The following is a 24269-nucleotide window of genomic DNA, read 5'->3' on the forward strand; positions in this document are numbered from 1 at the left end:
CCAATCGGTGAGTTTTTTTTATTTGCTTCTATCCTGACGCTCCCAAAGACGTAATTTTGGATAAGGATCAAAAGACCACTCTGCGTAACCATTGTCTTTGTAAATACCATAGTGCAAATGTGGAGGGAATTTTCCTGATGTCCCTGGAGGTCCGTAACCAGTACTTCCAACATAACCGATGAGTGTTCCTGGCTCTACTACTTGTCCTCTTTGAATTTCTTTATTAAAACCACCTAGGTGAGCGTAGTAATGATAATTATTATATAAGTCGCGAATTCCGATTCTCCATCCTCCAATTCGATTCCAGCCCTTTGTCTCAATAATTCCATAGCATGTAGCCATTACAGGAGTACCATAATTTGCAAAAATATCAGTACCTTCATGAACTCTTCGTCCACCAAAGCTTCGTGGTGCACCCCATGTACTTCGATAACTATGTGTACTGCGAATTGGTAATGGGAAGGCATTACCTTCTATATTTAACTTTCCGTAATATTGATACAATCTAGCATATTCATCGATAATATCAACAGTTATTGCTCTTTGGTAGTAATCCCATAGCATCATTCGAATATATTGCCTGGATGGGCCATAGAAATGTAATCGATGAATGAATGTGTACAGAATATCCTCATCATCTTCTAATGAAGCTTTTCCATCACTATTTCCATCTAAACCAATTCCGCTAAATAAATGGATAGTAGGAGCGTATGTGTCTTTCTTAACCGGATTTGATAGTCCGCTCCAATCCTCTGGTTTAATATAGATCGAAAGGACCCCATTTTCACGTTTTGGTATATCGTTCCTTACACTCCGTACATTTCGTTCATAAGTATCTATAGCTGCAAAGTAATACCAAGGTATAAAGGTTAGCGTTTCACCTTTTTTATATAAGGCCATACGTTCTTTATTAAGCTGAGCTTGACCATTTTCTTCTGCATTTGCAAATGATGGCATTATGAAGATAACCACCATACAAAAAAGTACAATTATTTTTTTCAAAACCATCATCCTTTAAATTGATTTACATCTATAGTTTGGTTAAAGGAGCGACTTTCATAAATGGAAATTATAGGGATAATGGATTTAATCAAACGAAAGTTTTTCATATCCGCGAAAAATGTAGTAATATATAAACTATTGGAAGAAAAAATGAAATATGTCGTAAACGAATAAACGTTGGAGGAATTTCAAATGGCATCAAAAAAAGAAGAATATTTGAGAAAGCCCGAGTGGCTAAAAATAAAATTAAACACAAATGAATCTTACACAGAATTAAAGAAAATGATGCGATCAAAAAATCTTCACACTGTTTGTGAAGAAGCTCGCTGTCCAAATATCCATGAATGTTGGGCAGTTAGAAAAACAGCTACATTTATGATTTTAGGTGCGGTTTGTACTCGTGCATGTCGTTTTTGTGCAGTTAAAACTGGTTTACCAACTGAGCTTGATCTACAAGAACCAGTTCGAGTTGCTGAATCAGTAACACAAATGAACTTAAAGCACGTAGTAATTACAGCGGTTGCTCGTGATGACTTAAGAGATGGTGGAGCAGCTGTATTTGCCGAAACTGTTAGAGAAGTTAGAAAAGCAAATCCATTTACTACAATTGAAGTTTTACCATCTGATATGGGTGGGAAATTTGAGAACCTTAAAATGCTAATGGATGCAAAACCAGATATTATGAATCATAATATTGAAACAGTTAGAGAGTTAACTCCACGTGTTCGTGCAAGAGCTACGTATGAAAGATCACTTGAATTTTTACGTAGAGCAAAAGAAATTAATCCTAGTATCCCTACAAAATCAAGCATCATGCTTGGATTAGGTGAAACAAATGAACAAATTTACGAAGCAATGGATGATTTACGTGCCGCAGGTGTAAATATCATTACATTAGGTCAATATTTACAACCAACGAAAACTCATTTATCTGTAAAAAAATACTATACTCCTGACGAGTTTGCAGCCCTAAAAGAAATTGCATTAGGAAAAGGTTTCTCACACTGTGAGGCTGGTCCTCTAGTTCGTTCATCATACCATGCTGACGAACAAGTAGAAGCTGCTAAACAAGCATAATAAAAAAGCACTAGCCTATGCTAGTGCTTTTTTCAGAGTGTTGAAATATATTGTAGTCAATATTGTACAATATTAACATTAAATGAATTTCTATGAAAAAATAATCTATTTATTATTGTTTTATCTGTCATCTTATTGATAAACAAGTGATTTTGGTTGATATATAAATGGTCTAACTAACTTGCAAAAATTAAAATATCTTCTTTTTTGACGATCAATCTTTGTAAAGATGTGTAAGTCGTCATCATAAGTTACAATTTGATTAATAAGGTTAGTTCAATCGTTCAATTGACTAGTCTATAGTTTTTAAGATTCTTCTTTTTTTATAAAGAACATGATTGGAACGAAAGGGGGATCGACTCCTATGGGAGAAGCGGGAAGGCTGAGACCTTAGCAGGCGGCGCCGAGGAGGCTCAAGAATCTCGCCCCATGGAAAGCGAGCACCCTGTAGTGGAAATCAATATGACACAACTTACTTATCAATGATCAATCCAACAATTTTAATTGACGAATTCTTTTTTTAACAGCATGAAAAAGCACTAGCCTATACTAGTGCTTTTATTTTGATTATTATTTTGAGATCTGATCAAAATGCATGCTTTGTTTATCCACATCAAAACCTTCAGCTAATTCTTTTATTTTTTGCTCTAATTGTCCATCGTTAAGCTGACCATATTTATTTAGGTCCTCAATATTATTAATATTTTGTATGGAATTTGAAGTAAAGATATGATAGTAACTAGGAAGGGCAGATTGAGCAGTTTTTTCAACTTGCTTTCTAGCTAGTTTTTTATCACCATCAGATCGATAAGCAATCAATACCTCTTGGTCTGTAACTAATGTAGCTGCATCGTCTATATCAGGAAGCTTTACAACTAAATAAGAAATGAATTTTGACACTTCTTGTTTATCAATTGTTAATGTATAATCACCATCTTTACCTAAAACATCTTGCTTTTGTAGTCTAGAAAAGCCATAATCTTTGTAAGAGTTATTTGACATTTTAGCATTTACATCACCTAAATCCATCGGCTTTGTATTTAATTGTTTAGGTGTTGGATTTGTTCGATGTTCATTTTTATATGTTACGTCCTCATAATCGAACTGTCTTGAATGACTTGGACCGAATGAACATCCTGTTAATAAAAATAAGGTTAATAAACAAACTAAATATTTACGCATATTAAATACCACCTTTTAATAATCAATGTAAAATTAGTATGCCAAAATATTGGTTACATATTTATGGGAGTAAAAGGAAGGAGAATACAAATTGGTTTGCATACAGAATATTTGCTATGAAGTAGTTGAAGATTACCGTGAAGGATTCAATGAAGAAGCCTTTAAAGCGAGATATGCAGAGATCCTTTCAAAGTATGATTACATTGTTGGGGATTGGGGCTATGAGCAACTAAGACTTAGAGGATTTTTTGATGATTCTCAAAAAAATGTTCCATATGATTCAAAAATAAGTACATTACGTGAATATATTTATGAGTATTGTAATTTTGGATGTAAATATTTTGTAGTTAAAAAAGTAAAAAATTAAATGATGGGGAAACCCATCTTTTTTTATTTTGAGGAAAGTTGTTTTTTTTAACATGAACAAAGTTTGTGGATAAAATATTTTTTGATTATTTGAAACAGTAAAAACCTTGTGGATAAGTTTGAATCTTTCAACAAAAATGTGAATAACTGAAGACTTAATCACAAAAATAGTGGACAACTTTTTAGTTATCCACTATTTTTCAGATTATTTAGTAAAAATAAATTATTTATCCACAGGAACGAAAAATTAGAAAATAATTTCACTAAGAAAATCTAATAATTCAGCAGCCTTTTCTTCAGAAATTCCGAAAGCAAATTCTAAGTAACCTTCTTCTTTTAAATCATCTGAACCAATAATTGCAAATCGATTACTTTGCATATCCATTATCATAACTTTGCCATAATGACGATCAGAATATACTAAAGCAAGATCATGTCTTTGCTCTTCTCCCATAAAGCTTACAAAACGAGTCTTTGCTTGAATAGTGTCATCATATAAGAAAAAACGTTCTGACATTTTTTATTCCTCCATTATACTAAAATAAGATTGGGCTTGTATCCTAAATGGTGATGAGCTTTAATATGTCGCACAGTTTTTGTTTTACTTCTTATAACAATTATGAGTTTCGACTAAGTCTCCACCTAAGAAAGTAACCCCTGTAGCAGCAAAAATTGCATCGTCACCTTTTACTAAATCATTTATTGTTGTTATGGGTTTTTTTAAGTCCCATATCCCATACAACGTTGTTCTTCTTCTTTATTCATTGGTACTAAGTGCTTGAAGTAGCAACGTCATCAGCTTCATTTTTCTTACCGCGTCCCATCCAATGAGCGAGAGGAAGGGTAGTTGCTTCAGTAGCTATTACAATCTCAAGTGCTATTCACGCTCCAAAAGTCCAACGTCCAGAAAAATATTCACCTATATAATATAACAAAAATCGGTAAGAAACGCTTTCATTTGTCGATTTTTTTCGAATTTAGCTATAAAATAAATATAAGTCCATAAAATGTAGAAGATAGAATTGAGAAGGAAGTGTACATATGTACTTTGTAAATCGTCAAAACATATTAGATCGAATTGAAATTTTAAATTCAATGCTTGAGTTTTATGCGTCAAACAGCCATCCCAAAAATAAAATAGAAGAATTAGCTTTGGAAAGAATGACACATCTTTTGATTGACAGTATGTTAGATATTGGAAATACAATGATTGATGGCTTTATAATGAGGGACCCAGGAAGTTATGATGACATTGTTGATATTCTAATGGATGAAAAAGTTATTACTGCATCAATTGGAGAATCAATAAAAAAATTAATTCCAATTCGAAAACATTTATTACAAGATTACACATCTTCAATTACAGAAAAAATAGTGATGACATTAAGCGAAAATATAGAAGCATATAAGGAATTCCCGGTTTCGGTTCAAGCTTTTCTTGATAAAGAACTAGGAGTAATAAATGCTTTTAGTAGTGATGAGGAAAAATAATCTATTTCAGACTAGACAAGCGCGCTTGCTTCGTCTGAATTATTTCTCTATAAAAAAATATTGAATATTAGACTGTTCGTTTGTTGTTCGAAGTAAACAGTCTGACTAGTAAGGAGTAGCAATATGAAACAATATAAAGGATACTTAATCGATCTAGATGGAACTATGTATCGTGGCGAGGAGCAAATAGAGGAAGCTAGTCTTTTTATAAAGGCTCTGAAGGAAAAAAATATTCCATATCTTTTTGTAACGAATAATTCTACACGTAGACCAGAACAAGTTGCTGATAAACTTAATTCCTTTAATATTCCAACTACAAAAGAACAGGTCTTTACAACAAGTAATGCCACAGCAAATTACATAAAAGAACAAAAGGCAGATGCTACTGTTTATATGATAGGTGAAGAGGGCTTACAATATGCCTTAGAGGAAGTTGGTTTAACAATTACAGATGAAAATCCTGACTTTGTAATTAGTGGTTTAGACCGTAGTATTAATTATGAGAAATTAGCAAAGGCTTGTATAGCTGTAAGAAATGGCGCGACATTTATTTCTACTAACGGCGACATAGCGATTCCGACTGAAAGAGGTTTATTACCTGGAAATGGTTCACTAACATCTGTAATAGCAGTATCTACAACAGTAAAACCAATTTTTATTGGAAAACCTGAATCAATTATAATGGAACAAGCATTAAAAGTTCTTGGTGTTGCAAAAGAGGATACATTAATGATTGGTGATTATTATGATACAGACATTATGGCTGGGATTAATACTGGGGTTGACACATTAATTGTTCATACTGGTGTAACGACAAGGGATATGTTGTCAAATTATGAAACGCAGCCAACATATTCAGTTGACTCATTAGAAGAGTGGATTAAATATATTTAAGGAAACCAAATAGACTTGAAAAAACCCACTAGTAATTAATTTACTTGTGGGTTTTTTTGTGTTACTCAAATGAAAAAGTGGTCTCAAATGTAGAATAACTTATGAGACCACTCTTTATTATTCATCTTCAGCTTTAATTTGATCAGCCTTTTTATGTGCGGCACGATGAGCAAGACGGCTAGATGCAGCAGCTGCAATCGCTCCAACAATATCATCTAAAAATGTATTTACTAAGCCTGTTGATTTATCGTTTAATCTTTCTAAAATTCCAGGTTTTAATTTATCGATGTAACCGTAATTCGTGAATCCAATTGAACCATATACATTTACGATCGATAAGGCAATTATTTCATCAATTCCATAAAGGCCTTCATCTTTTTTGATAATAGCCAACAAAGGCTCCTGTAGTTTATCTTGCTCTGCCAAAATATCTAATTCAATACCAGTAATGATGGCATTTTGTATCTCACGTTTTGTCAAGACTCTCTCAACATTGTGTTTACACTCATCTTTAGATAAATTATCATGATATTTACTTTGTAAAAAGTAAACTAAATCAGCAATGTCATCGAGCGTAACACCTCTTTTTTCTAATAACGATAATGCAGTCTTTTCTAAATCGTGATTTAAATATTCCATTTCATCACCTTTTCCTTATCGATTGATTTAATTACTATAAAAATAACTAAAATGGAGATTTCATAAAATAAGTAAAACTTTTACTATAAATTATTTTTAAGAAATAAGAGGATTAATTATATATGATTCGATATCGAACAAAATTCCCCTTTATAAAAAAAGTTAAAACATAGTAAAAATTAATAAGTTTATTTATGTCTTATCTGTTGAGTCAATTGCCTTCATATTTTTGTAATGTACAGTTCGGGAGAATAGCCCGCTCGAGTTCATATGCCAAAGTCTAATAAAGTAAACGTCTTATGCTTGTCGGGGCTTACCAACTCGCCTCCACATTTCATGATGTCTAGTTCCAGCGAGTAGCCCCTCGAGGTCATAAGCCAAATGCCAATAAAGGTAAAAAGCAACCTTTCTTGGCCTTTGTCTTATGCTTGTCGGGGCTGACCAACTCGCTTCTACATTTCATGATGTCTAGTTCCAGCGAGTAGCCCCTCGAGGTCATAAGCCAAATGCCAATAAAGGTAAAAAGCAACCTTTCTTGGCCTTTGTCTTATGCTTGTCGGGGCTGACCAACTCGCTTCTACATTTCATGATGTCTAGTTCCAGCGAGTAGCCCCTCGAGGTCATAAGCCAAATGCCAATAAAGGTAAAAAGCAACCTTTCTTGGCCTTTGTCTTATGCTTGTCGGGGCTGACCAACTCGCTTCTACATTTCATGATGTCTAGTTCCAGCGAGTAGCCCCTCGAGGTCATAAGCCAAATGCCAATAAAGGTAAAAAGCAACCTTTCTTGGCCTTTGTCTTATGCTTGTCGGGGCTGACCAACTCGCTTCTACATTTCATGATGTCTAGTTCCAGCGAGTAGCCCCTCGAGGTCATAAGCCAAATGCCAATAAAGGTAAAAAGCAACCTTTCTTGGCCTTTGTCTTATGCTTGTCGGGGCTGACCAACTCGCTTCCACATTTCATATATACTACGTCATTCTCTCCCTTTTTGTGTATGGCCATTCGGGTTTATATATAGAAAGTGAAAAAGTAGGGTACAGGTTTTTAGATTTGTGACATATATATTAATTAAGTAGGTATAAGAAGGATGTGAGTGATGATGTTTATTCGCAACCAAAACATCATTCAAGACATGTTTACTCATTATCAAATTCAACCAGCTGAATTACTTCAAGTACAGTCATATTACATGTTTTGGCAGCGGAATAGGGTGTATTTTCTTGCACCCATTGGAAATTTAAAAGAAGATGATTTGCAAGAAATGAAGAGTTTAAGTGATTTTATGAGCTCAACCGGTGATCAAACGGTCGCAACCTTTGTTCAAAATGTTCAAGGGTACTATGTGAGTAAGATTGATGGAAATAATTATTCTTTATTTAAGAGTAACAGACAAAATGAACGCAGTAATAATAACGGTGAAGAACTAGCAATTTTTCATTTAAGAGGGAAAAAATATTCAGATGAATTGAAAAGATTAAATAGGATAGGGAAATGGAAGAATTTATGGGAAAAACGTTTAGAGCAATTAGAAAGATTTTGGCAAAGTAAAGTAAATAGTCACCCTGAAAATTTTTTCGAACAAATATTTATTGAATCTTTTCCCTATTATCTCGGAATGACCGAAAATGCGATTCAATATGTTGTAGACACTGAACTAGATGATACTCCTCAAGTTGTTGATGCAGCAACAATCTGTCATCAAAAAATGACTGAACGAAGACAGAAAGAAATTCATTTTGCGAAAGTACCGATTGAATGGATTTATGATCATCCAAGCAGAGACCTTGCTGAATGGGTTAGGGATGAATATTTAGAGAATCCTGATAATTATCAAAAGAAAATTCTCTCATTTTTTTATGGTTATGAAAAGAAAAGTCCATTATCTACTTTTGCGTGGCGTTTGTTATTTGCAAGACTTCTTTTTCCTGTTCACTATTTTGAAACAATTGAAGGATATTATTTGGCAAGGAGTGATGCGGATCGGAAAAGATATGAGCGTAAGTTAGTTAATTATCTTGAAAATACTAGTGAGTTCGAAGCTTTTTTAGGTGGTTTTTATGATTTAATCGGACTACCAACTGCTAAGTTAGGGATTCGCGAAATTAAATGGCTAAAATAAAAGATTCAGACTGTTGACAAACGCTCGCTTTCTTCGTTGCTTCGCCTGTCTGTGGTGCTCATTACCGTCTAAGGTAACTCCGCTCCTCACCAGGCTTCGCGCCTCGAAAGACAAGCGTTTTCAATCAGTCTGAATATCAGATTTATGGGTTTACAACAAATACATACAAAAAAGAGAGGGTTTTATACCCTCTCTTTTAGTATTGACTATATATTAGAATACTTGCTCTACCTCAATTACACCAGGTACTTCTTCTAATAAAGCTCGCTCAATACCAGCTTTTAATGTAATAGTTGAACTTGGGCAGCTGCCACATGCACCTAATAGGCGAAGTTTAACAATTCCATCCTCAATATCAACTAAATCAACGTCTCCACCATCACGCAGTAAAAACGGTCTTAATTTATCTAAAACTTCTTGTACTTGTTCTTTCATGTCCATTCATATCGACTCCTTTCACTAATTTTATTATAATCAGTTAAGAGGAAAAAATCTATTACAGAGTACTTTGTGTGTTTGAAATTATTTTTGGACACACATTTATTGTATGCTAGGAGGAGAAAATGAGTAATAAAATTTTAGTGGAAGTTTTTGGAGCTGAAGTAATATGTGCAAGTTGTGTAGGAATGCCATCATCAATTGAAACTTTTGAATGGCTTCAAGCTGCACTTCAAAGAAAATATCCTGACTTAGCCTTTGATTTTCAATACATTGATATATTTAATGTAGAGAATAATGAAAAAGAAGATTTCGCTGAACGAGTTAGAAATGATGAATTTTTCTATCCGGTAGTATTAGTAAATGGAAATGTTGTTGGTGAAGGTAATCCAAAATTAAAAGATGTTTATAACGCTATTGAACTATAATGAATTACAACCCTTTACAAAAATGTAGGGGGTTTTTTATTGGTTAAGAATCCTTTTTCTAATCACTAAGTTGTTTTTGTTACGTTCTTTTTAAAGTATGTTGTAACTAAGAATTGAGTATTATTAAAATGTTTTAATAAAATTCATTATTTTATGTAAATCGCTGTAGATTTACATGATAGAATAGAAGTGTAAAATAAATTACAATTTTTGGCATATATATATAGAATTGGGAGGAGGGGTGGAATGGTTGCGATATGTTTATTTGTAATTGGAGTTTTATTAATTATTATCGAAATGTTTTCGTTAACCTTTGTATTCTTATGGATTGGTATTGCGAGCATTTTAGCATCAGTCGTAAATTATTTAACAGGATCAAACACCTTTACTTTTATCGTTTTTATTATTAGTGCATTAATTTTGTGGCTTAGTACAAAGAAATTTGCAAAAAGAATCCACCAGCATAAAACGATTGAAAATGGAGTATATGCATTAATTGGTAAAGAGGTCGTTGTAGCTTCTGTTGAAATAAATGATGATACAGTTGGTACGACTAAAGTTTATGGTGACGAATGGACAATCCGTTCTACAGAACCGTTAGTTTTAAATGAAAAGGTAATTGTAACAAAAATAGAAGGTGCAACTTTATACGTGAAAATAACTAATTGAGGAGAAGTGCTATGTCTGATGTAAGTTCTATGGTTGGTCCAATTATAATTGGTATTATTGTTTTATTTGTTGTGTTACTTTTGTTATCAAGTATTCGCATTGTTAGACAATCTGAAGTATATCTAGTAGAACGATTAGGGAAATTTCATCGTAAATTAGAGAGTGGAATCCATGTTGTAATGCCATTTGTTGAACGCGTAGCTAGTAAAAAAACATTGCGTGAGACTGTGGTAGATTTTCCACCACAATCGATGATTACAAAAGATAATGTTAGTATCCAAGTAGACTCAGTTGTCTTTTATCAAGTAACTGATGTTGTGCGTCATGAATACGAAATTGCTAATCCACTGTCTGCTATTTCTAATTTGACTGCTACTACTTTACGTAACTTAATTGGGGAATTAGATTTGGATGAAACTTTAACAAGTCGTGATACAGTTAATAATAAACTCCGTGCAATTCTTGACCAAGCAACCGATAAATGGGGAATGAAGGTTAATCGTGTAGAGATCCGAAATATTATTCCACCTATTGATATACAAAATGCGATGGAGAGACAAATGCAAGCTGAACGTACACGTCGTGAAAAAGTATTGAATGCACAAGGTGAAAAAGAATCAAAAATCCTGAAAGCAGAAGGAGAAAAGCAATCAAAAATTCTTGAAGCAGAAGGGGAACGTTTAAGCCAAGTTGAAAAAGCTCGAGGAGATAAAGATTCTCAAGTTTTACGTGCTGAAGGGGAAGCAGAAGCAATCATTAAGCTTGCTGAAGCGAAAGCTAGAGGGGAACAACTTGTGTTAGATGTTTGGAGAAATGCGGAGCCAACTAAAGAAATGGTTCAATTGCGTTCAATGGAAGCTTTAGAAAAAGTAGCTTACGGCCATGCATCAAAACTTGTTATTCCGACAGACGCTACAAAGCTTTTAGGGATGGTTGAAAGTGTAAAAGAAGTTATTAAATCTGACAAAACAGAATAAAAAAAAGCCCCTAAGCAATTATGCTAAGGGGCTTTTTAGCATATAAGTATAGCTGAAAAGATGATTTTTTAATCAACCATTGTGATATTTATATAGCCATAAGATCCCAGACTTAATTAATCTTGGAACACGTCCGATTAGTGGGCGTTCATTGAATAGTCCAAAACCATGTTTTTTACCTAATGAGCCCATAATACCTTTTAATTTTATTTGAGGCATTACTTCTGGAAGGTCTTCACCTTTCCATTTTTTTTGTAAAACCATAACGATTTGTTCTGCTTGAGCTTCCGCAAGCTGTGCAGAAGGTGCATATGGTAATGACGCACAATCTCCCACTACATAAACATGCTCATCGTTTGGCATATGATGATATTTCGTTACGACGATTCTTCCTGTATTGTCTTTTTCTACGTCTAAATTGCGGACAACTTCAACTGGTTGAATTCCCGCTGTCCAAATAACAGCGTCACAATGAATTTCATCATCATGATTAAATAAAGTATTTTTCTCAACTTTTGTAATGTTTGAATTGCTAATAATTTTTACATCGTGCTCAATAAACCAGTTTTGTACATAATAACTAAGTTTTTCTGGAAACATTGATAAAATTCGGCTTCCACGATCAAATAGTAAAATTTGTAAATCGCTTCTACTTTCTCTTAGTTCACTAGCTACTTCTACACCACTTAAACCAGCACCTACAACACCGATTACTGAATTAGGAGGTAGACTGTTTACATTTTCATAAGCGTTTCTTGTTTTTTCAATTGTTTGAATACTGTAAGTATGTTCCGGTGCACCAGGTACATTATGGTATTTATCCTCACAACCTAAACCGATAATTAAATCATCGTAAGAAACTGATTTTCCATTGCTTAATTCTACTTTCTTGTTTGCCGTATCAATTGTAGTAATATCTCCATATACAACCTTTAATTTCTCATGAGTTGGTAATGGTATTCTAATGTGTTGCTCTGGAACCGTACCTGCAACTAATGCATAATACTCAGTTTTAAAGCAATGAAAAGAATTTCGATCAATCAATGTGATATGAACATCCTCAGGTAAATCAGATGTTAATAGACGTGACAAAGCACGAATATTTCCATATCCGGCACCTAGTAATACGAGGTTTTTCATAGTTGATGTTCCCCTTTTGTTTTATTAGCGTTGAATGAAAAAATTTTTCTATTTTTCGACAATTATATTATATATATTTTATGTTAAAATAACAACGCCTAACTCGGTAAAATAAAGCTCATTCCATTTATTCTCAAAAGGATTGACGTTTTAAAAAAAAAAAGAGTAACTTTATGAGGAGCAAGGAGTGAAAAATAGTGAGACCATTAGTCGAATTTTGTATAAAAAACCTAGCAGACGGTGCACAAAAAGCTTTAGAACAGCTTGAACGTGATCCAAATCTAGACATACTAGAATATGGCTGCCTTGGATATTGTGGAAAATGTAGTCTATCACTTTTTGCACTAGTTGAAGGGGAAGTAGTAACTGGAGAAACGGCAACCGAGCTAGTAGATAATATTTATATTTTCTTAGAAGAAAATATGTTAATATAAGAAGCACTGTTAATAATTAACAGTGCTTTTTCTATTTTTTGAGCTATTTCAACAATATTTTAGTCTTCCTCATAATCCGCTTTACCCCCTCGATCATTCACTAATTTAAACATTTCAATAGGGTAAAATTACTATTCTTTAGATTAATTACATTAACCAATACTGTTTATATTACGTACACTATTTTTAATTATTTAGGAATATTAATGCAAAAAAAAATGAGCATTCACCTAAGTGAAGCTCTTAAAATGTTTCTATATCGAGAAACGGGGGATGTTCTTATTGTGCTCAATTCATTTAAATTTTATACTTATATTAATAAAAAAAGTAAGGAGTCATGAAAATGAATTCTTTTCGTTATACAAAAATGCATGGATTAGGAAATAACTATATTTATGTAAATATGTTTGAAGAAAATTTAAGAGAAGAAGAACTTTCTAAACTTGCAGTTGAAGTTTCAAATATTAATACTGGAATTGGTAGTGATGGAATGATATTAATCTGTCCATCAGAAGTTGCAGATGTAAAAATGAGAGTATTTAATAATGATGGATCAGAAGCTAAAAATTGTGGTAATGGTCTAAGATGTGTGGCTAAATATGCATTTGAACATGGTATTGCAAATAATACTTCATTTAAGATTGAAACGATAAGTACAATTGTTAAAGCAACAGTACATGTTGAAAATAATATTGTTAATCAAGTAACAGTAAATATGGGTAAACCAATATTCCAAAGATCACAAATCCCAATGATTGGTGATGACCAGGAATATGCTAAGGACAGAATTTTATTTGAAGAAAAAAGCTATGAATTTTCAGCAGTTTCGATGGGAAATCCACATGCTGTTTTTGAAATAAGTGATATAAAAAAGGCACCATTAACAACTTTAGGTCCAATTGTTGAAAAACATGAATTATTTCCGGAAAGCGTAAATGTTGAATTTATCGAATGTTTGCCGCATAATGAGATAAATTTCGTTGTATGGGAGCGAGGTTCAGGTGTAACTCAAGCCTGTGGAACAGGTGCTTGTGCTGCAGCAGTCGCAATGATACAAGAAGGTAAATATAAACGAGATGAACCGATAACTGTTCACCTGCAAGGTGGAGATTTACAAATTACTTGGTCTACTGATGGGAATGTATGGATGAAAGGCCCAGCAGTTACAATAACAGAAGGCATATACTATACTCAAAGAGGAGTGAAATAGATGATTACAGTTACTGAACAAGCAGGTTTAAAAATTAAAGAAATGATTGAGAACGAAGAAGATCAAAATACTTTTGTGCGCTTAGGTGTAAAAGGTGGAGGTTGCTCTGGACTTTCATATGGACTTGGTTTCGATCCACAAAAAAATGATGATGACACGGAATTAGAATATCATGGCATTAAGTTTTTAATTGATAATGAAAGTGCACCGATTTTAAAAGGAGTTGTAATTGATTTTAAAGAGTCATTACTAGGCGGAGGATTTACAATCGAAAATCCTAATGCAATCGCATCATGTGGATGCGGTTCAAGCTTTAGAACAGCTACGAATGCTGGTACACCTGAAGAGTGCTAATTCAGCAAACAAATTTTGAAAGAAATTTTTTATTACACAAAAATAGGATACTTTTGTATCCTATTTTTTCTATCAAACAAACTAGGCCAAATTCTTATTTGTTAATATTTTTACAAATTCAGGCTAAATTATTGAATCTTTTTTGAAGTTGTGTACTATTATATAGTGTAGATAAAAATTTGAATTGATTTTTTATGAAGTTGGTTGTGAAATGGTTCACGAATTATGTTGTACATTGTTCAATGTATCACAAATTGTGTTAAAAAAAGACTGCCCATTAAAAGAGAGTCCCTATAATTAAAATCTTATATTTTAGAACATTGAAGAACTATGACCTGGTTGTACTTTCGCAGTTGGATCAATATATGTTTTAGCATGGTTGATTGCTGTTGGTGCTTCACCAAATCCAGAAGCAATTAGCTTAACTTTTCCATCATACGTACAAATATCTCCAGCAGCATAAATACCTGGAATATTTGTTTCCATGCGTGAATTAACAACAATGTTATTCTTTTCAATGTTTATGCCCCAGTTTTTAATTGGTCCTAAAGAAGAAACGAAACCATAGTTAACGATTACATCATCTACTTCGATTTCAATACGCTCTTCAGTTTTTGCATTTTGAAGTACAACTTTTTCAATACGCTCTTGACCAACGATTCCAACAGGAACCCAAGGAGTTGTTACTTCTACTTTAGAGTTCATTAAATTTTCAACGCTATGCTCATGAGCTCTAAATTTATCACGACGGTGAACTAGTGTTACTGTTTCAGCGATTGGTTCAAGCATTAATGACCAGTCTACAGCAGAATCTCCGCCACCGAAAACAACAACTCGTTTACCAGCAAATTTATTCATATCATCTACAAAGTAATGTAAGTTTGCTTTTTCAAATTTTTCAGATCCTTCGATTTCAAGTTTACGTGGTTGGAATGCACCATTTCCTGCAGTGATGATAATAGCTTTTGTATAATGCTCAAAACCATCATTACAAACTAAATGGAATACTCCATCTTCACCTTTAGTAATTGTTTGAACTGATTGCTCTAAACATTCGGTAGGATTAAATTTTTTCATTTGCTCTTTTAAGTTATTAATTAACTCTTGAGCGCGGACTTTTGGGAAGCCAGCTACATCATAAATATATTTCTCAGGGTAAAGTGCAGATAATTGACCACCAAGCTGTGGTAAGCTTTCAATTATTTTTACACTAGCTTGTCTCATTCCACCATAAAAAGCAGTGAATAAACCAACTGGTCCTCCACCAATAATCGTAATATCATATACTTTTTCGTCTTTCATAACGGAATATCCCCCTTATGTATAAATGAATGTCATCTATAATAGAATAATATCATAATTTTATTCCGTTAAAATAAAAAAAGGTAATTAAATTATTGTAGAGATTTTCTAAAATAAAACTGGGGTGTGGATCAAAAATAATCAATTTAGCTTAATATTTTGAGAATTCTACCGATTAGATTTATGCTTGAAATCTTACACAAAAAACTTTAATATTGTTATAGGCTAATTGTTAACATTTTGTGACAATTATTACGAAATATTTAGACAAATACTCTAATAGTTTGCTCACTAATGTACTAAGTTATAATGAATTAGATTGCTCACTATTGAGCTTAGTTATAAATTTAGAAATAGTATAGCAAATTGGAAGTACTTAATATAATTTAAAAGGATGGTATGTATATCATGAATAAGCCTAAGATTGTAATCCTTGGAGCTGGGTACGGTGGAATTATTACTGCAACTCGACTTCAAAAAACATTATCTGCAAATGAAGCGGACATTACACTAGTAAATAAAAATAGTTACCACTACCAAACGACTTGGTTACATGAAAATGCGGCAGGTACATTACATCATGACCGTACACGCCTTGATATAAAAGACGTGATTAATCCAAGTAAAGTTAACTTTATCCAAGATACTGTTACTCAAATTAAACCAGAAGAAAAGAAAGTTATTCTTTCTAACGGTGAATTAAACTATGATTATTTAGTAGTTGGACTTGGTTTTGAGTCAGAAACATTTGGAATTAAAGGTTTAAAAGAACATGCATTCTCAATTGCAAGCATCAATGCTGCTCGTCAAATTCGTGAGCATATTGATTATAGCTTCTCTAAATATTACAATACACCAGCTGAAAAGCGCGATGAGTTATTAACAATTATCGTTGGTGGTGCAGGATTTACAGGTATCGAATTTGTTGGTGAACTTGCAAACCGTGTGCCAGAATTATGCAAAGAATATGATATCGATCGTGATTTAGTTCGTATTATTTGCGTAGAGGCTGCTCCAATGGTATTACCAGGTTTTGATCCTGAATTAGTTGACTATGCGGTTTCTCAATTAGAGAAAAAAGGCGTAGAATTCAAAATTGGTACAGCTATTAAAGAATGTACTGAAGATGGAATCATCGTTGCTAAAGGTGATGTAGAAGAGAAAATCAACTCTGCAACTGTTGTTTGGGCTGCAGGTGTACGTGGTAATGCTTTAGTAGAGCAAGCTGGCTTCGAAGCTATGCGTGGACGTGTAAAAGTTACAAAAGATATGCGTGTTCCAGGATATGATGACGTATTTATCGTTGGTGATTCTGCTTTATTAATTGACGAATCAAGTAACCGTCCGTACCCACCAACAGCACAAATTGCAATCCAACAAGGATTTAACGTTGCATACAACTTAGCTGTATTAGTTCGTGGAAAAGGTGAACTTGAAGAGTTTACACCGGACATTAAAGGTACAGTATGTTCATTAGGACATGATGATGCAATTGGTGTAGTTTACGGTAAAAAATTAACTGGTTGGAAAGCTTCATTTATGAAGAAAGTAATCGATAACCGTTACTTATTCTTACTTGGCGGACCAATGTTAGTTCTTAAAAAAGGTAAATTAAACTTTCTATAAGCAAATTAGCTCGACTTAAGTCGGGCTTTTTCTTTGTATATTTAGAAATTATAAAATGGCAGCGGAGAAGAAAACTTGACGTAGTTGCCTATTTTAGGAATTAAGTATAAATGCAACTACGCCTCTGTCTTCGCTTAAAGGCTCGCCAATCGACGAGTTTTCTTTATCGTAAAGGGGTCATAATAGATGAGTAAAAGAAGCAATGTGTGGCTAGGAGTAGCTGGTTTAGTGAAAGATTCTAACGGAAGATGGTTAGTAGTAAAGAAAAAATATAGTGGCTTAAAAGGTTTATGGTCTTTACCAGCAGGTTTTGTAAAACAAGATGAAACTGTTGACCAAGCAGTATTAAGAGAGATTAAAGAAGAAACGGGCGTAAATGCAACCTTAATCGGCTTAATAGGTGTTAGAACGGGCGTTATTCGCGAAGAAATTAGTGATAATATGTTAATTTTCTTATTACAGGCAGATGATACAACGATTTCGATTCAAGAAGAAGAGTTATCAGATGCACGTTTTATTTCTGAAGAAGAGCTAATAAAGGATCCTACATCTTCATTACTAATTAAATACTTAATTGAATATCCTCCGAATAAACCAATGGATGTGGTTAAAGGTTTAAACCCAGGAGATCAATTCCAATATACTACATATCACTTTATTAAGTGATTTTTCAATAATTTGAATTTTTTTAAAATTGACGATAGGACAAGAAGGTTTTACACTGTATATAGAAAAAATGTGGGGTGTTTTTTATATGGTGATGAGTATTCCAGTTTTACTAATTTCAATATTGTTATTTTTCGTATTAGCTTTTGGAATCGGTTTCCTAGCAAATATGCTTTTTCGAACAACTTGGTTTATGGTAGTAATCTATCCACTATTGATCGTTATGATTGTGGACAAGATTAGTACGATAAAATATTTTACTAATACTACTGCAGCTTTTGAGACATTAAAAACAAACCTAATGTCAGTAGGAACTGGTGATATTGTTATTTTAACAGCTGGTTTAGTAGGGGCAATTATGTCAGGAGTAGTAATCCTTTCATTAAGAAAAAATGGATATCAAATGTTCTAACTTTCTCATGTATGAGAGAGTTTTTTTTTATAATTTTTTTATTTTAGGGAAAGATGAAAAGATGAAAAGGAGTGAAGTGATTCATTGGTTATAAATAAAAAATTATTTAGACGAGTTATTTTATTTATTTTAATCATTATAGCTTTGTTTTCTTCTTTAAAAATCCTTGCAAATATTCAAGTCGCTACAATAAAAGGCTGGTTTAGTGATTCAATTGCAATTAATAAAGTATTTGCTGAAGAAAATAAAACGATCACAAATGAGAGCATAATGATTACGATGGCAAAAAACATCGAACATAATACGAATTGGAATAATTATAAAAAGGTAACAGTTACAGCAACTGGATATACAGCTGGAAGGGAATCGACAGGGAAAAGTCCTAAAGACCATTCATATGGAATTACTTATTCAGGTGTAGAAGTAAAGAGGGACTTATTTTCAACCATTGCAGCTGACTTAAACGTATTTCCGATAGGAACGGTATTATTTATTCCTGGGTATGGATATGGGGTAGTAGCAGATAAAGGTGCAGCAGTAAAAGGAAATCATTTGGATTTATATTTTCAAACTGTTGGAGATGTATTTGAGCATTGGGGAAAGAAGAAATTAACAGTTTATATAATAAAGCAGGGGTCAGGAAGATTTACTGAATCAGATCTAAAAGAATTGAATGAACAAAACTCGTTACAAGTATTTAGGCAGCAATCAAAGAATCAAATTGGAGAATAGATTATGGAAAAAATAAATTATAGCTTAATCATTAGTGCACCAATTGAGGCTGTTTTTGAAGTTGTTGATTCAGATGAGCATTTAAAAAAGTGGATGGAAGGTTTTATAGAGAATAAGTATGACGAAAATTTTAACAGAGAAAAACCAATTGGTCATAAGTTTAAGCAAAAGTTAGAAGAAGATGGGGAAATTCAAGAATATGATGGCGAAATCATTTCCTATAGCCCACCAAAAGAATTAGGTATTCGATTAAAGCATACTAATTTTACGGCCGATGCGGTCTATCGCTTTTTTTCTGTTGAATCAAATCAAACCCGCTTAGATTATGAATGTAGCTTGGAAATGTCTTCAGTAGTAGCTAAAATGACGGGCTTCATATACAGTTGGTTCACAAAACGAATTTTAGTAAAACAAATGAGTAGTTTAAAAAAATATGCCGAAAAACGATTTGATGGTGTACTATAAAAACATGCCCCTTGCATTTAATAGCAAGGGGTTTACAACGTTAATTAGATATTTATTTGAATAAAAGGAAAATCTTTTCATTATCTCGAATTTAAAATAAGTAAAATTTTATAATAAAATAAACTTTGTTAAACATATTCTTTTGTTTAAACAAGTTTTACCAAAACAGATTTTTTTAAAGTGGGTAAGCTTTAATCGAGAGGTGGAGGAGTAATGGAAGAGAAAATGACCTTAATGCATGCTTTAGGCATGACGATAGAGTCTGTTGAAGAAGGCAAAGTAGTGATGAAAATGGAGGTAACGGAAAAAGTACATCAACCGTTTGGTTATCTACACGGTGGCGCTTCAGTTGCTTTAGCTGAAACAGTTGCGAGTGTAGGGACGTTTTCGATGATTGATCAAGAGAATCAACTTGCTTTTGGCCTTGAAATAAACGCAAATCATTTACGTTCTGTTCGTGACGGTGTCGTAACAGCAATCGGAACTGCAGTACATACAGGTAAAACGACAATGGTTTGGGATATAAAAATTTATTCCGAGGATGAGCAGTTAGTTTGTATATCGAGATGTACAGTAGCGATTAAAGATAAACGAAATTAACTTAAAAATCTGTTAAATTACATTTGTAATTTAGCAGTTTTTTTATGACCTTGGATATCAATTGAAAGACACTTGGTTATTTGATGAGTCTGGTTTCTTAAATATTAAAATGTAATATGAAATGATTTTTTCTATAAAGAAAAAATAGAAACTCATCAATTTTATCTTAAACTTATGGTAAAATAATTAAGTTGTGTATATAAAATTTCGAAGATAAGTGAGACATCCTCTATATAAGAATTTTTGAATGAATTAGAAATTTCTTGAGATAGAGAAGAAAGGAGACATTCGATGAAAAATATATATTACACAGGCTTTAATGCACTTTTATCAATTATTATGTTTACGGTCGCCATTACATTAAACTTCTTTCAAATGACTATAAACTTTTTATCAGTATCTGGTATTCTACAACCACTTACAGATCTACTTCCAGAGAAGGAAATTAGAATTCTTACATTTCTAGGTATTGCATTTCTTTTCTATTTAGTTTTGAGTGGATTCAAATTAATTTCTGATATGATCTGGCAATTTGCGTTACTACTATTTTCAAAGGATAATGAAGGCGTAGACTTATTAGCAACCAAGAAATATTCTTTCGTCTTTTTAATAGGTGGATTAATTGCTATCTTTTTAAATAAATCTATAGTGTATATTGCTATTATTTTACTAGTATCAGTAATTGCATTTTTTATTTTATTTTTAATTAAGCAAAAATCTAACTATACAATTGTAGGGGTCATTGGTTTTATAATGATCCAATTAATCATTTGGGGATTAGTAGGAAGCGGAGTAGTATATGGCGCTTTTACAGTTTTAGCTAAATTTAAAACTTCAATGCCATTTTAAAAAAAGTAGCACTTTTGATTATCTCAAAAGTGCTACTTTTTTGTTTATAGATTAATATAATTGGCCATTCACAACGATATTTTGCCAAATCCGTTGAGTAGGTGGATAAGAATAGTTTTTTGGAATTGGAATTCTTTGTTTATCATTACCAATCCACGTACCAATTGTATAATTTGAAGTTAATCCCATGAACCATAGATTCGTATTATCGTTAGTCGTACCTGTTTTACCGCCAATATAGTTTAACGGCATATAGATATGTTTAGCAGTACCATCTTTTACGACAGAGTTTAACATGCTTCTCATTGTTTCGTTCGTTGATGGATTGTATACTCGAATTGCTTTAGGTTCATTATCGTATAATACTGTACCGTCTCTTAACGTGATTTTTTTTATAGCGGTATTTTCATAGAATACCCCATTGTTTCCAAATGTAGAGTATGCATCTGTCATTTCTAATGGTGACATACCGACATTGAAGCCACCAAGAGCACGACCTAGCTCTACACGATCTTCATTGGTAATCGTTCTAAAACCAAACTTATCTAAGTATGAATAACCTATACGTGGTGTAAGTTGCTCATATAATCGAACTGCAGCTGTATTATATGAGTTCTGCATAGCAGTACGTATAGTTACATCCCCGTACTCTTTTTTACTATCATTTTTAGGACAATACGTGCCTTTACAGTAGTTATCTGCGTTTACTTTCGTATCTGGAGTAGCACCAAACGTTTCAATATATGGCGCATAAACTAGTAATGGTTTAATTGTTGAACCTGGCTGTCTATATGATTGGAATGCTCGATTTAGATTGTGAGGTTCATAGTTTCTTCCCCCAGAAATTGCAATTATTTCATGGGTATCATTTTTTACTACAACTGCAGCGCCCTGCGTATTTGTTGAAAGTGTACCTCGGTTAACTGCACTGACTGTCACTTGTTGTACAGATGGATTTAAGCTTGTATAGACTTTTAAGCCTTGATTTTGTAAATATAATGCTCTTTCTTGAACAGTTTTTAATTTTTTCAATTCAGTTTGTTGTGCTGCTGATAGTTTGCTAGTATTAAATTTTCCTTTTTTACCAGCTAAAATACTCTTCAGTTCAGAATCGACGTAAGAATAGTAATCAGGATATTCCTGTGTTTTACTATCTTTCTTTAGCGTGATTTTTTCTTTCATGGCAGCAGTATACTGTTGTTCAGTGATTTTCCCCTGATCTCTAAGTATGCCTAAAATTCTTTCTTGACGCTTTTTAGCATTATTAAAGTTTCTCAAAGGATCATATAAAGTTGGGTTATTTGGAATTGTACATACGAAAGCTGTTTGAGCAATACTCAAATCTTTTGCCGATTTACTAAAGTATGCTTTACTTGCAGCTTCAATTCCATAGTTTCGATTTGCAAAATAAATTGTATTAATGTACATTTCTAAAATTTCATCTTTAGAGTATTGCTTTTCAAGTTGTAAAGAGATTTGAATCTCTTTTATTTTTCGTTCGACTGTACGCGCTTGAGTTAAATATAAATTTCTTGCAAGTTGCTGTGTAATTGTACTAGCTCCCTGTTCTATTCCACTATTCGAAACATTCACCATAAATGCCCTAGCAACTCCAAATAAATCAATACCCTTATGTGAATAAAAATATCGATCTTCGGTAGAAATAAAGATATCTTTTACTAGTTGCGGAATATCACCGCTTTTTAAATTAATTCTATTATCACCAGAAGCAGGAATATAAAAAGGATTATTATTTCGATCATAAAAAACACTGTTCTGTGATAAAGAAACAACAGGTAGTTCTTCTACCTTCTTTTTGGGAATATGTTTTGAGGTCTCATATGCCATCATAGCTTGCTGAGATGTGAAATAAAAGACAAGAAAGCTTATTATAATAATAATAAATCCAATAATTTTTTTCATAATAGCCCTCTATATACTTTCTATTTATTAATTCGTTTAATGAATTAATTAAACGAACGATATTATTTTAACACGATTTTTCATCTTGATGGGTATCTTATGTTATTTTTTACACAAATTGGTTGTATTAATAAAATAAGGAATAAAGTTGAAAATAGGAAATTTGTCTTACTTGAATATTCGTTAATCATATAAGACAATAAGTAAAAATCAGAAAATTTATTTTTCTGGAGGTGAGGAAATGAAAGAGCAGTTCCTGTTTATTGATTTTGAATTTACAATGCCCGATGGAAAATCAAAAGGAATTAAATTTTTTCCGGAAATCATTGAAGTTGGTTTTGTAAGTGTCATTAATAATGAGATTAATCAAACATATTCTTCTTTTGTTAAACCGCTGCAATTTCCAACGTTATCCTCAAGATGTAAAAGGTTTCTAAATATTTCTCAAGAGAATGTTGATCATGGAATACAGTTAAAAGAACTTGGAGAAATATTAAATGAAGCGACTAAAAACTATAGAACCACGGTAATTACTTGGGGCAATATGGATATGAGAGTATTAAAACATAATTGCGAGGCTGCGAATATTTCATTCCCAATACATGGGGAAGTAAGAGATTTATGTCTTGAGTATAAAACTTTCTTCGGTAACCAAAATCAAACTGGCCTTTGGAACGCAATGAAAGAGTATGGAAAAGATGGAACTGGAAATCACCACAAAGCACTAGATGATGCATTAACAACATATCATATTTATAAATTAGTAGAAAAAGATAAGCAATATATGAAAAAACCTGCACCAGCGACTCTAGGAGACTTAATTGATTTTTCATTATTAAAGAAAAGAATATCTTCATACTAAAAACCAATTGATTTTAAATCAGTTGGTTTTTTATTTTGTTGAAAGAGTAATTTGTTAATTAAATTGTTGGATGTATCATTGATAAGTAAGTTGTGTCTTATTGATTTCCACTACAGGGTGCTCGCTTTCCATGGGGCGAGACCTGAGCCTCCTCGTCTGCGCCTGCGGGGTCTCAGCCTTCCCGCTAATCCCATAGGAGTCGAGCACCCTTTCGTTCCAATCAAGTTCTTTATAAAAAAGTATTAATCTTAAAAAAATCGAATAGTCAATTGAACGAATGAATTACCCTTTATTAATCAAATTGTAACTTATGATGACGACATACAGATCTTTACAAAGATTGATCGTCAAAAAAGAAGATAGTTTAATTTTGTAAGTTAGTTAAAAGATTTATCTATCAACTAAAAATCAC

At 32.8% G+C, this 24269-nt stretch carries 27 protein-coding genes and 2 pseudogenes; 19 read left to right on the forward strand and 10 right to left on the reverse strand.

The window, feature by feature from the left end; genetic code table 11:
* Window positions 1–18 precede the first annotated feature (18 nt).
* Entirely contained in the window at window positions 19–1008 is a 990-nt protein-coding gene (locus EP747_RS11735; RefSeq protein ID WP_129690114.1) for a M23 family metallopeptidase, read from the reverse strand.
* 186 nt (window positions 1009–1194) lie between these two features.
* Here EP747_RS11735 and lipA point away from each other — a divergent pair, with 186 nt between their 5' ends.
* The gene (gene lipA / locus EP747_RS11740) at window positions 1195–2079 is read left to right on the forward strand and encodes a lipoyl synthase (RefSeq protein ID WP_088014947.1); all 885 of its coding nucleotides are present in this window, start codon (window positions 1195–1197) and stop codon (window positions 2077–2079) included.
* Window positions 2080–2649: 570 nt separating this feature from the next.
* Here lipA and EP747_RS24230 read toward each other — a convergent pair.
* Window positions 2650–3261, reverse strand: coding sequence for a YhcN/YlaJ family sporulation lipoprotein (locus EP747_RS24230; RefSeq protein WP_165347006.1), 612 nt, complete (start codon window positions 3259–3261; stop codon window positions 2650–2652).
* A gap of 91 nt (window positions 3262–3352) precedes the next feature.
* Here EP747_RS24230 and EP747_RS11750 point away from each other — a divergent pair, with 91 nt between their 5' ends.
* Entirely contained in the window at window positions 3353–3628 is a 276-nt protein-coding gene (locus EP747_RS11750; RefSeq protein ID WP_056468720.1) for a YutD family protein, read from the forward strand.
* Between the two features lie 246 nt (window positions 3629–3874).
* On the opposite strand, the gene EP747_RS11755 is transcribed toward EP747_RS11750, so the two are convergent.
* The 3 genes and pseudogenes from EP747_RS11755 to glpX all read right to left on the reverse strand — a co-directional run.
* Window positions 3875–4144, reverse strand: a complete 270-nt coding sequence (locus EP747_RS11755) for a DUF3055 domain-containing protein (RefSeq protein ID WP_025672291.1) — start codon at window positions 4142–4144, stop codon at window positions 3875–3877.
* Window positions 4145–4158: 14 nt separating this feature from the next.
* A pseudogene (locus EP747_RS11760) lies at window positions 4159–4401 on the reverse strand (fructose-bisphosphatase class II); the annotation flags it as partial.
* Between the two features lie 2 nt (window positions 4402–4403).
* A pseudogene (gene glpX, locus EP747_RS25360) lies at window positions 4404–4508 on the reverse strand (fructose-bisphosphatase class II); the annotation flags it as partial.
* Between the two features lie 160 nt (window positions 4509–4668).
* Between glpX and EP747_RS11770 the strand changes: the two are divergent.
* On the forward strand, window positions 4669–5118 hold the full coding sequence (locus tag EP747_RS11770) for a DUF86 domain-containing protein (protein WP_129690116.1): 450 nt from the start codon (window positions 4669–4671) through the stop codon (window positions 5116–5118).
* A 123-nt stretch (window positions 5119–5241) separates the two neighbouring features.
* A complete protein-coding gene (locus EP747_RS11775) occupies window positions 5242–6012 on the forward strand; it encodes a TIGR01457 family HAD-type hydrolase (RefSeq protein ID WP_098861050.1) in 771 nt (256 codons plus the stop codon).
* Between the two features lie 117 nt (window positions 6013–6129).
* On the opposite strand, the gene EP747_RS11780 is transcribed toward EP747_RS11775, so the two are convergent.
* The gene (locus EP747_RS11780) at window positions 6130–6651 is read right to left on the reverse strand and encodes a phosphatidylglycerophosphatase A (protein ID WP_129690118.1); all 522 of its coding nucleotides are present in this window, start codon (window positions 6649–6651) and stop codon (window positions 6130–6132) included.
* Between the two features lie 1120 nt (window positions 6652–7771).
* Here EP747_RS11780 and yutH point away from each other — a divergent pair.
* A complete protein-coding gene (gene yutH, locus EP747_RS11785; protein ID WP_129690210.1) occupies window positions 7772–8770 on the forward strand; it encodes a spore coat putative kinase YutH in 999 nt (332 codons plus the stop codon).
* A gap of 213 nt (window positions 8771–8983) precedes the next feature.
* Here yutH and EP747_RS11790 read toward each other — a convergent pair whose 3' ends face one another.
* On the reverse strand, window positions 8984–9211 hold the full coding sequence (locus tag EP747_RS11790) for a NifU family protein (RefSeq protein WP_025671774.1): 228 nt from the start codon (window positions 9209–9211) through the stop codon (window positions 8984–8986).
* A gap of 122 nt (window positions 9212–9333) precedes the next feature.
* Between EP747_RS11790 and EP747_RS11795 the strand changes: the two genes are divergently transcribed.
* From EP747_RS11795 to EP747_RS11805, 3 genes are all read left to right on the forward strand, one after another.
* On the forward strand, window positions 9334–9636 hold the full coding sequence (locus tag EP747_RS11795) for a DUF1462 family protein (RefSeq protein ID WP_049819759.1): 303 nt from the start codon (window positions 9334–9336) through the stop codon (window positions 9634–9636).
* A 246-nt stretch (window positions 9637–9882) separates the two neighbouring features.
* Entirely contained in the window at window positions 9883–10305 is a 423-nt protein-coding gene (locus EP747_RS11800; RefSeq protein ID WP_129690120.1) for an NfeD family protein, read from the forward strand.
* 11 nt (window positions 10306–10316) lie between these two features.
* Window positions 10317–11282, forward strand: a complete 966-nt coding sequence (locus tag EP747_RS11805) for an SPFH domain-containing protein (protein ID WP_205753817.1) — start codon at window positions 10317–10319, stop codon at window positions 11280–11282.
* Between the two features lie 72 nt (window positions 11283–11354).
* Here the strand turns inward: EP747_RS11805 and EP747_RS11810 are convergent, their stop codons facing one another.
* Window positions 11355–12422 carry an NAD(P)/FAD-dependent oxidoreductase gene (locus EP747_RS11810; RefSeq protein ID WP_129690122.1) on the reverse strand — a complete coding sequence of 356 codons (1068 nt, stop codon included), beginning with the start codon at window positions 12420–12422 and terminating at the stop codon, window positions 11355–11357.
* A 197-nt stretch (window positions 12423–12619) separates the two neighbouring features.
* On the opposite strand from EP747_RS11810, the gene EP747_RS11815 reads away from it, so the two are divergent.
* The 3 genes from EP747_RS11815 to EP747_RS11825 all read left to right on the forward strand — a co-directional run bounded on the left by EP747_RS11815 (window position 12620) and on the right by EP747_RS11825 (window position 14420).
* Window positions 12620–12856 (forward strand): YuzB family protein, encoded by a 237-nt coding sequence (locus tag EP747_RS11815; protein ID WP_056468696.1) that lies wholly within the window; start codon window positions 12620–12622, stop codon window positions 12854–12856.
* Between the two features lie 343 nt (window positions 12857–13199).
* Window positions 13200–14066: a diaminopimelate epimerase gene (dapF, locus tag EP747_RS11820; protein ID WP_129690124.1), complete on the forward strand. Its 867-nt coding sequence runs from the start codon at window positions 13200–13202 to the stop codon at window positions 14064–14066.
* Window positions 14067–14420, forward strand: coding sequence for a HesB/IscA family protein (locus tag EP747_RS11825; protein ID WP_098565754.1), 354 nt, complete (start codon window positions 14067–14069; stop codon window positions 14418–14420).
* Between the two features lie 312 nt (window positions 14421–14732).
* Here the strand turns inward: EP747_RS11825 and EP747_RS11830 are convergent, their stop codons facing one another.
* Window positions 14733–15722: an NAD(P)/FAD-dependent oxidoreductase gene (locus tag EP747_RS11830; protein ID WP_129690126.1), complete on the reverse strand. Its 990-nt coding sequence runs from the start codon at window positions 15720–15722 to the stop codon at window positions 14733–14735.
* Between the two features lie 408 nt (window positions 15723–16130).
* Here EP747_RS11830 and EP747_RS11835 point away from each other — a divergent pair, with 408 nt between their 5' ends.
* The 7 genes from EP747_RS11835 to EP747_RS11865 all read left to right on the forward strand — a co-directional run bounded on the left by EP747_RS11835 (window position 16131) and on the right by EP747_RS11865 (window position 21072).
* Window positions 16131–17348: an NAD(P)/FAD-dependent oxidoreductase gene (locus tag EP747_RS11835; RefSeq protein WP_129690128.1), complete on the forward strand. Its 1218-nt coding sequence runs from the start codon at window positions 16131–16133 to the stop codon at window positions 17346–17348.
* Between the two features lie 186 nt (window positions 17349–17534).
* Window positions 17535–18014 carry an NUDIX domain-containing protein gene (locus tag EP747_RS11840; RefSeq protein ID WP_129690130.1) on the forward strand — a complete coding sequence of 160 codons (480 nt, stop codon included), beginning with the start codon at window positions 17535–17537 and terminating at the stop codon, window positions 18012–18014.
* A 94-nt stretch (window positions 18015–18108) separates the two neighbouring features.
* Entirely contained in the window at window positions 18109–18426 is a 318-nt protein-coding gene (locus tag EP747_RS11845) for a YuiB family protein (protein WP_268895631.1), read from the forward strand.
* Between the two features lie 84 nt (window positions 18427–18510).
* On the forward strand, window positions 18511–19158 hold the full coding sequence (locus tag EP747_RS11850; RefSeq protein WP_235832826.1) for a 3D domain-containing protein: 648 nt from the start codon (window positions 18511–18513) through the stop codon (window positions 19156–19158).
* 3 nt (window positions 19159–19161) lie between these two features.
* A complete protein-coding gene (locus tag EP747_RS11855; RefSeq protein WP_129690134.1) occupies window positions 19162–19623 on the forward strand; it encodes an SRPBCC family protein in 462 nt (153 codons plus the stop codon).
* Window positions 19624–19836: 213 nt separating this feature from the next.
* Window positions 19837–20223, forward strand: coding sequence for a PaaI family thioesterase (locus EP747_RS11860; protein WP_025671788.1), 387 nt, complete (start codon window positions 19837–19839; stop codon window positions 20221–20223).
* 291 nt (window positions 20224–20514) lie between these two features.
* The gene (locus EP747_RS11865) at window positions 20515–21072 is read left to right on the forward strand and encodes a DUF5366 family protein (RefSeq protein WP_129690136.1); all 558 of its coding nucleotides are present in this window, start codon (window positions 20515–20517) and stop codon (window positions 21070–21072) included.
* 51 nt (window positions 21073–21123) lie between these two features.
* Here the strand turns inward: EP747_RS11865 and EP747_RS11870 are convergent, their stop codons facing one another.
* Window positions 21124–22995 (reverse strand): transglycosylase domain-containing protein, encoded by a 1872-nt coding sequence (locus tag EP747_RS11870; protein WP_129690138.1) that lies wholly within the window; start codon window positions 22993–22995, stop codon window positions 21124–21126.
* 241 nt (window positions 22996–23236) lie between these two features.
* Here EP747_RS11870 and kapD point away from each other — a divergent pair, with 241 nt between their 5' ends.
* Window positions 23237–23857 (forward strand): 3'-5' exonuclease KapD, encoded by a 621-nt coding sequence (gene kapD, locus EP747_RS11875; RefSeq protein ID WP_129690140.1) that lies wholly within the window; start codon window positions 23237–23239, stop codon window positions 23855–23857.
* Window positions 23858–24269: the final 412 nt, after the last annotated feature.

Source organism: Gottfriedia acidiceleris, from assembly GCF_004138285.1.
Classification (GTDB): domain Bacteria; phylum Bacillota; class Bacilli; order Bacillales; family Bacillaceae_G; genus Gottfriedia; species Gottfriedia acidiceleris_A.

Coding starts and splice junctions, on each gene's coding strand:
- EP747_RS11845 (WP_268895631.1), top strand. CDS start 18,109: ATGAGTATTCCAGTTTTACTAATTTCAATATTGTTATTTTTCGTATTA.
- EP747_RS11865 (WP_129690136.1), top strand. CDS start 20,515: ATGAAAAATATATATTACACAGGCTTTAATGCACTTTTATCAATTATT.
- EP747_RS11860 (WP_025671788.1), top strand. CDS start 19,837: ATGGAAGAGAAAATGACCTTAATGCATGCTTTAGGCATGACGATAGAG.
- EP747_RS11755 (WP_025672291.1), bottom strand. CDS start 4,144: ATGTCAGAACGTTTTTTCTTATATGATGACACTATTCAAGCAAAGACT.
- EP747_RS11805 (WP_205753817.1), top strand. CDS start 10,317: ATGTCTGATGTAAGTTCTATGGTTGGTCCAATTATAATTGGTATTATT.
- EP747_RS11825 (WP_098565754.1), top strand. CDS start 14,067: ATGATTACAGTTACTGAACAAGCAGGTTTAAAAATTAAAGAAATGATT.
- EP747_RS11855 (WP_129690134.1), top strand. CDS start 19,162: ATGGAAAAAATAAATTATAGCTTAATCATTAGTGCACCAATTGAGGCT.
- EP747_RS11790 (WP_025671774.1), bottom strand. CDS start 9,211: ATGGACATGAAAGAACAAGTACAAGAAGTTTTAGATAAATTAAGACCG.
- EP747_RS11840 (WP_129690130.1), top strand. CDS start 17,535: ATGAGTAAAAGAAGCAATGTGTGGCTAGGAGTAGCTGGTTTAGTGAAA.
- EP747_RS11795 (WP_049819759.1), top strand. CDS start 9,334: ATGAGTAATAAAATTTTAGTGGAAGTTTTTGGAGCTGAAGTAATATGT.
- EP747_RS11870 (WP_129690138.1), bottom strand. CDS start 22,995: ATGAAAAAAATTATTGGATTTATTATTATTATAATAAGCTTTCTTGTC.
- EP747_RS11830 (WP_129690126.1), bottom strand. CDS start 15,722: ATGAAAGACGAAAAAGTATATGATATTACGATTATTGGTGGAGGACCA.
- EP747_RS11800 (WP_129690120.1), top strand. CDS start 9,883: ATGGTTGCGATATGTTTATTTGTAATTGGAGTTTTATTAATTATTATC.
- EP747_RS11780 (WP_129690118.1), bottom strand. CDS start 6,651: ATGGAATATTTAAATCACGATTTAGAAAAGACTGCATTATCGTTATTA.
- EP747_RS11775 (WP_098861050.1), top strand. CDS start 5,242: ATGAAACAATATAAAGGATACTTAATCGATCTAGATGGAACTATGTAT.
- EP747_RS11735 (WP_129690114.1), bottom strand. CDS start 1,008: ATGGTTTTGAAAAAAATAATTGTACTTTTTTGTATGGTGGTTATCTTC.
- EP747_RS11835 (WP_129690128.1), top strand. CDS start 16,131: ATGAATAAGCCTAAGATTGTAATCCTTGGAGCTGGGTACGGTGGAATT.
- EP747_RS11810 (WP_129690122.1), bottom strand. CDS start 12,422: ATGAAAAACCTCGTATTACTAGGTGCCGGATATGGAAATATTCGTGCT.
- dapF (WP_129690124.1), top strand. CDS start 13,200: ATGAATTCTTTTCGTTATACAAAAATGCATGGATTAGGAAATAACTAT.
- EP747_RS24230 (WP_165347006.1), bottom strand. CDS start 3,261: ATGCGTAAATATTTAGTTTGTTTATTAACCTTATTTTTATTAACAGGA.
- lipA (WP_088014947.1), top strand. CDS start 1,195: ATGGCATCAAAAAAAGAAGAATATTTGAGAAAGCCCGAGTGGCTAAAA.
- EP747_RS11770 (WP_129690116.1), top strand. CDS start 4,669: ATGTACTTTGTAAATCGTCAAAACATATTAGATCGAATTGAAATTTTA.
- kapD (WP_129690140.1), top strand. CDS start 23,237: ATGAAAGAGCAGTTCCTGTTTATTGATTTTGAATTTACAATGCCCGAT.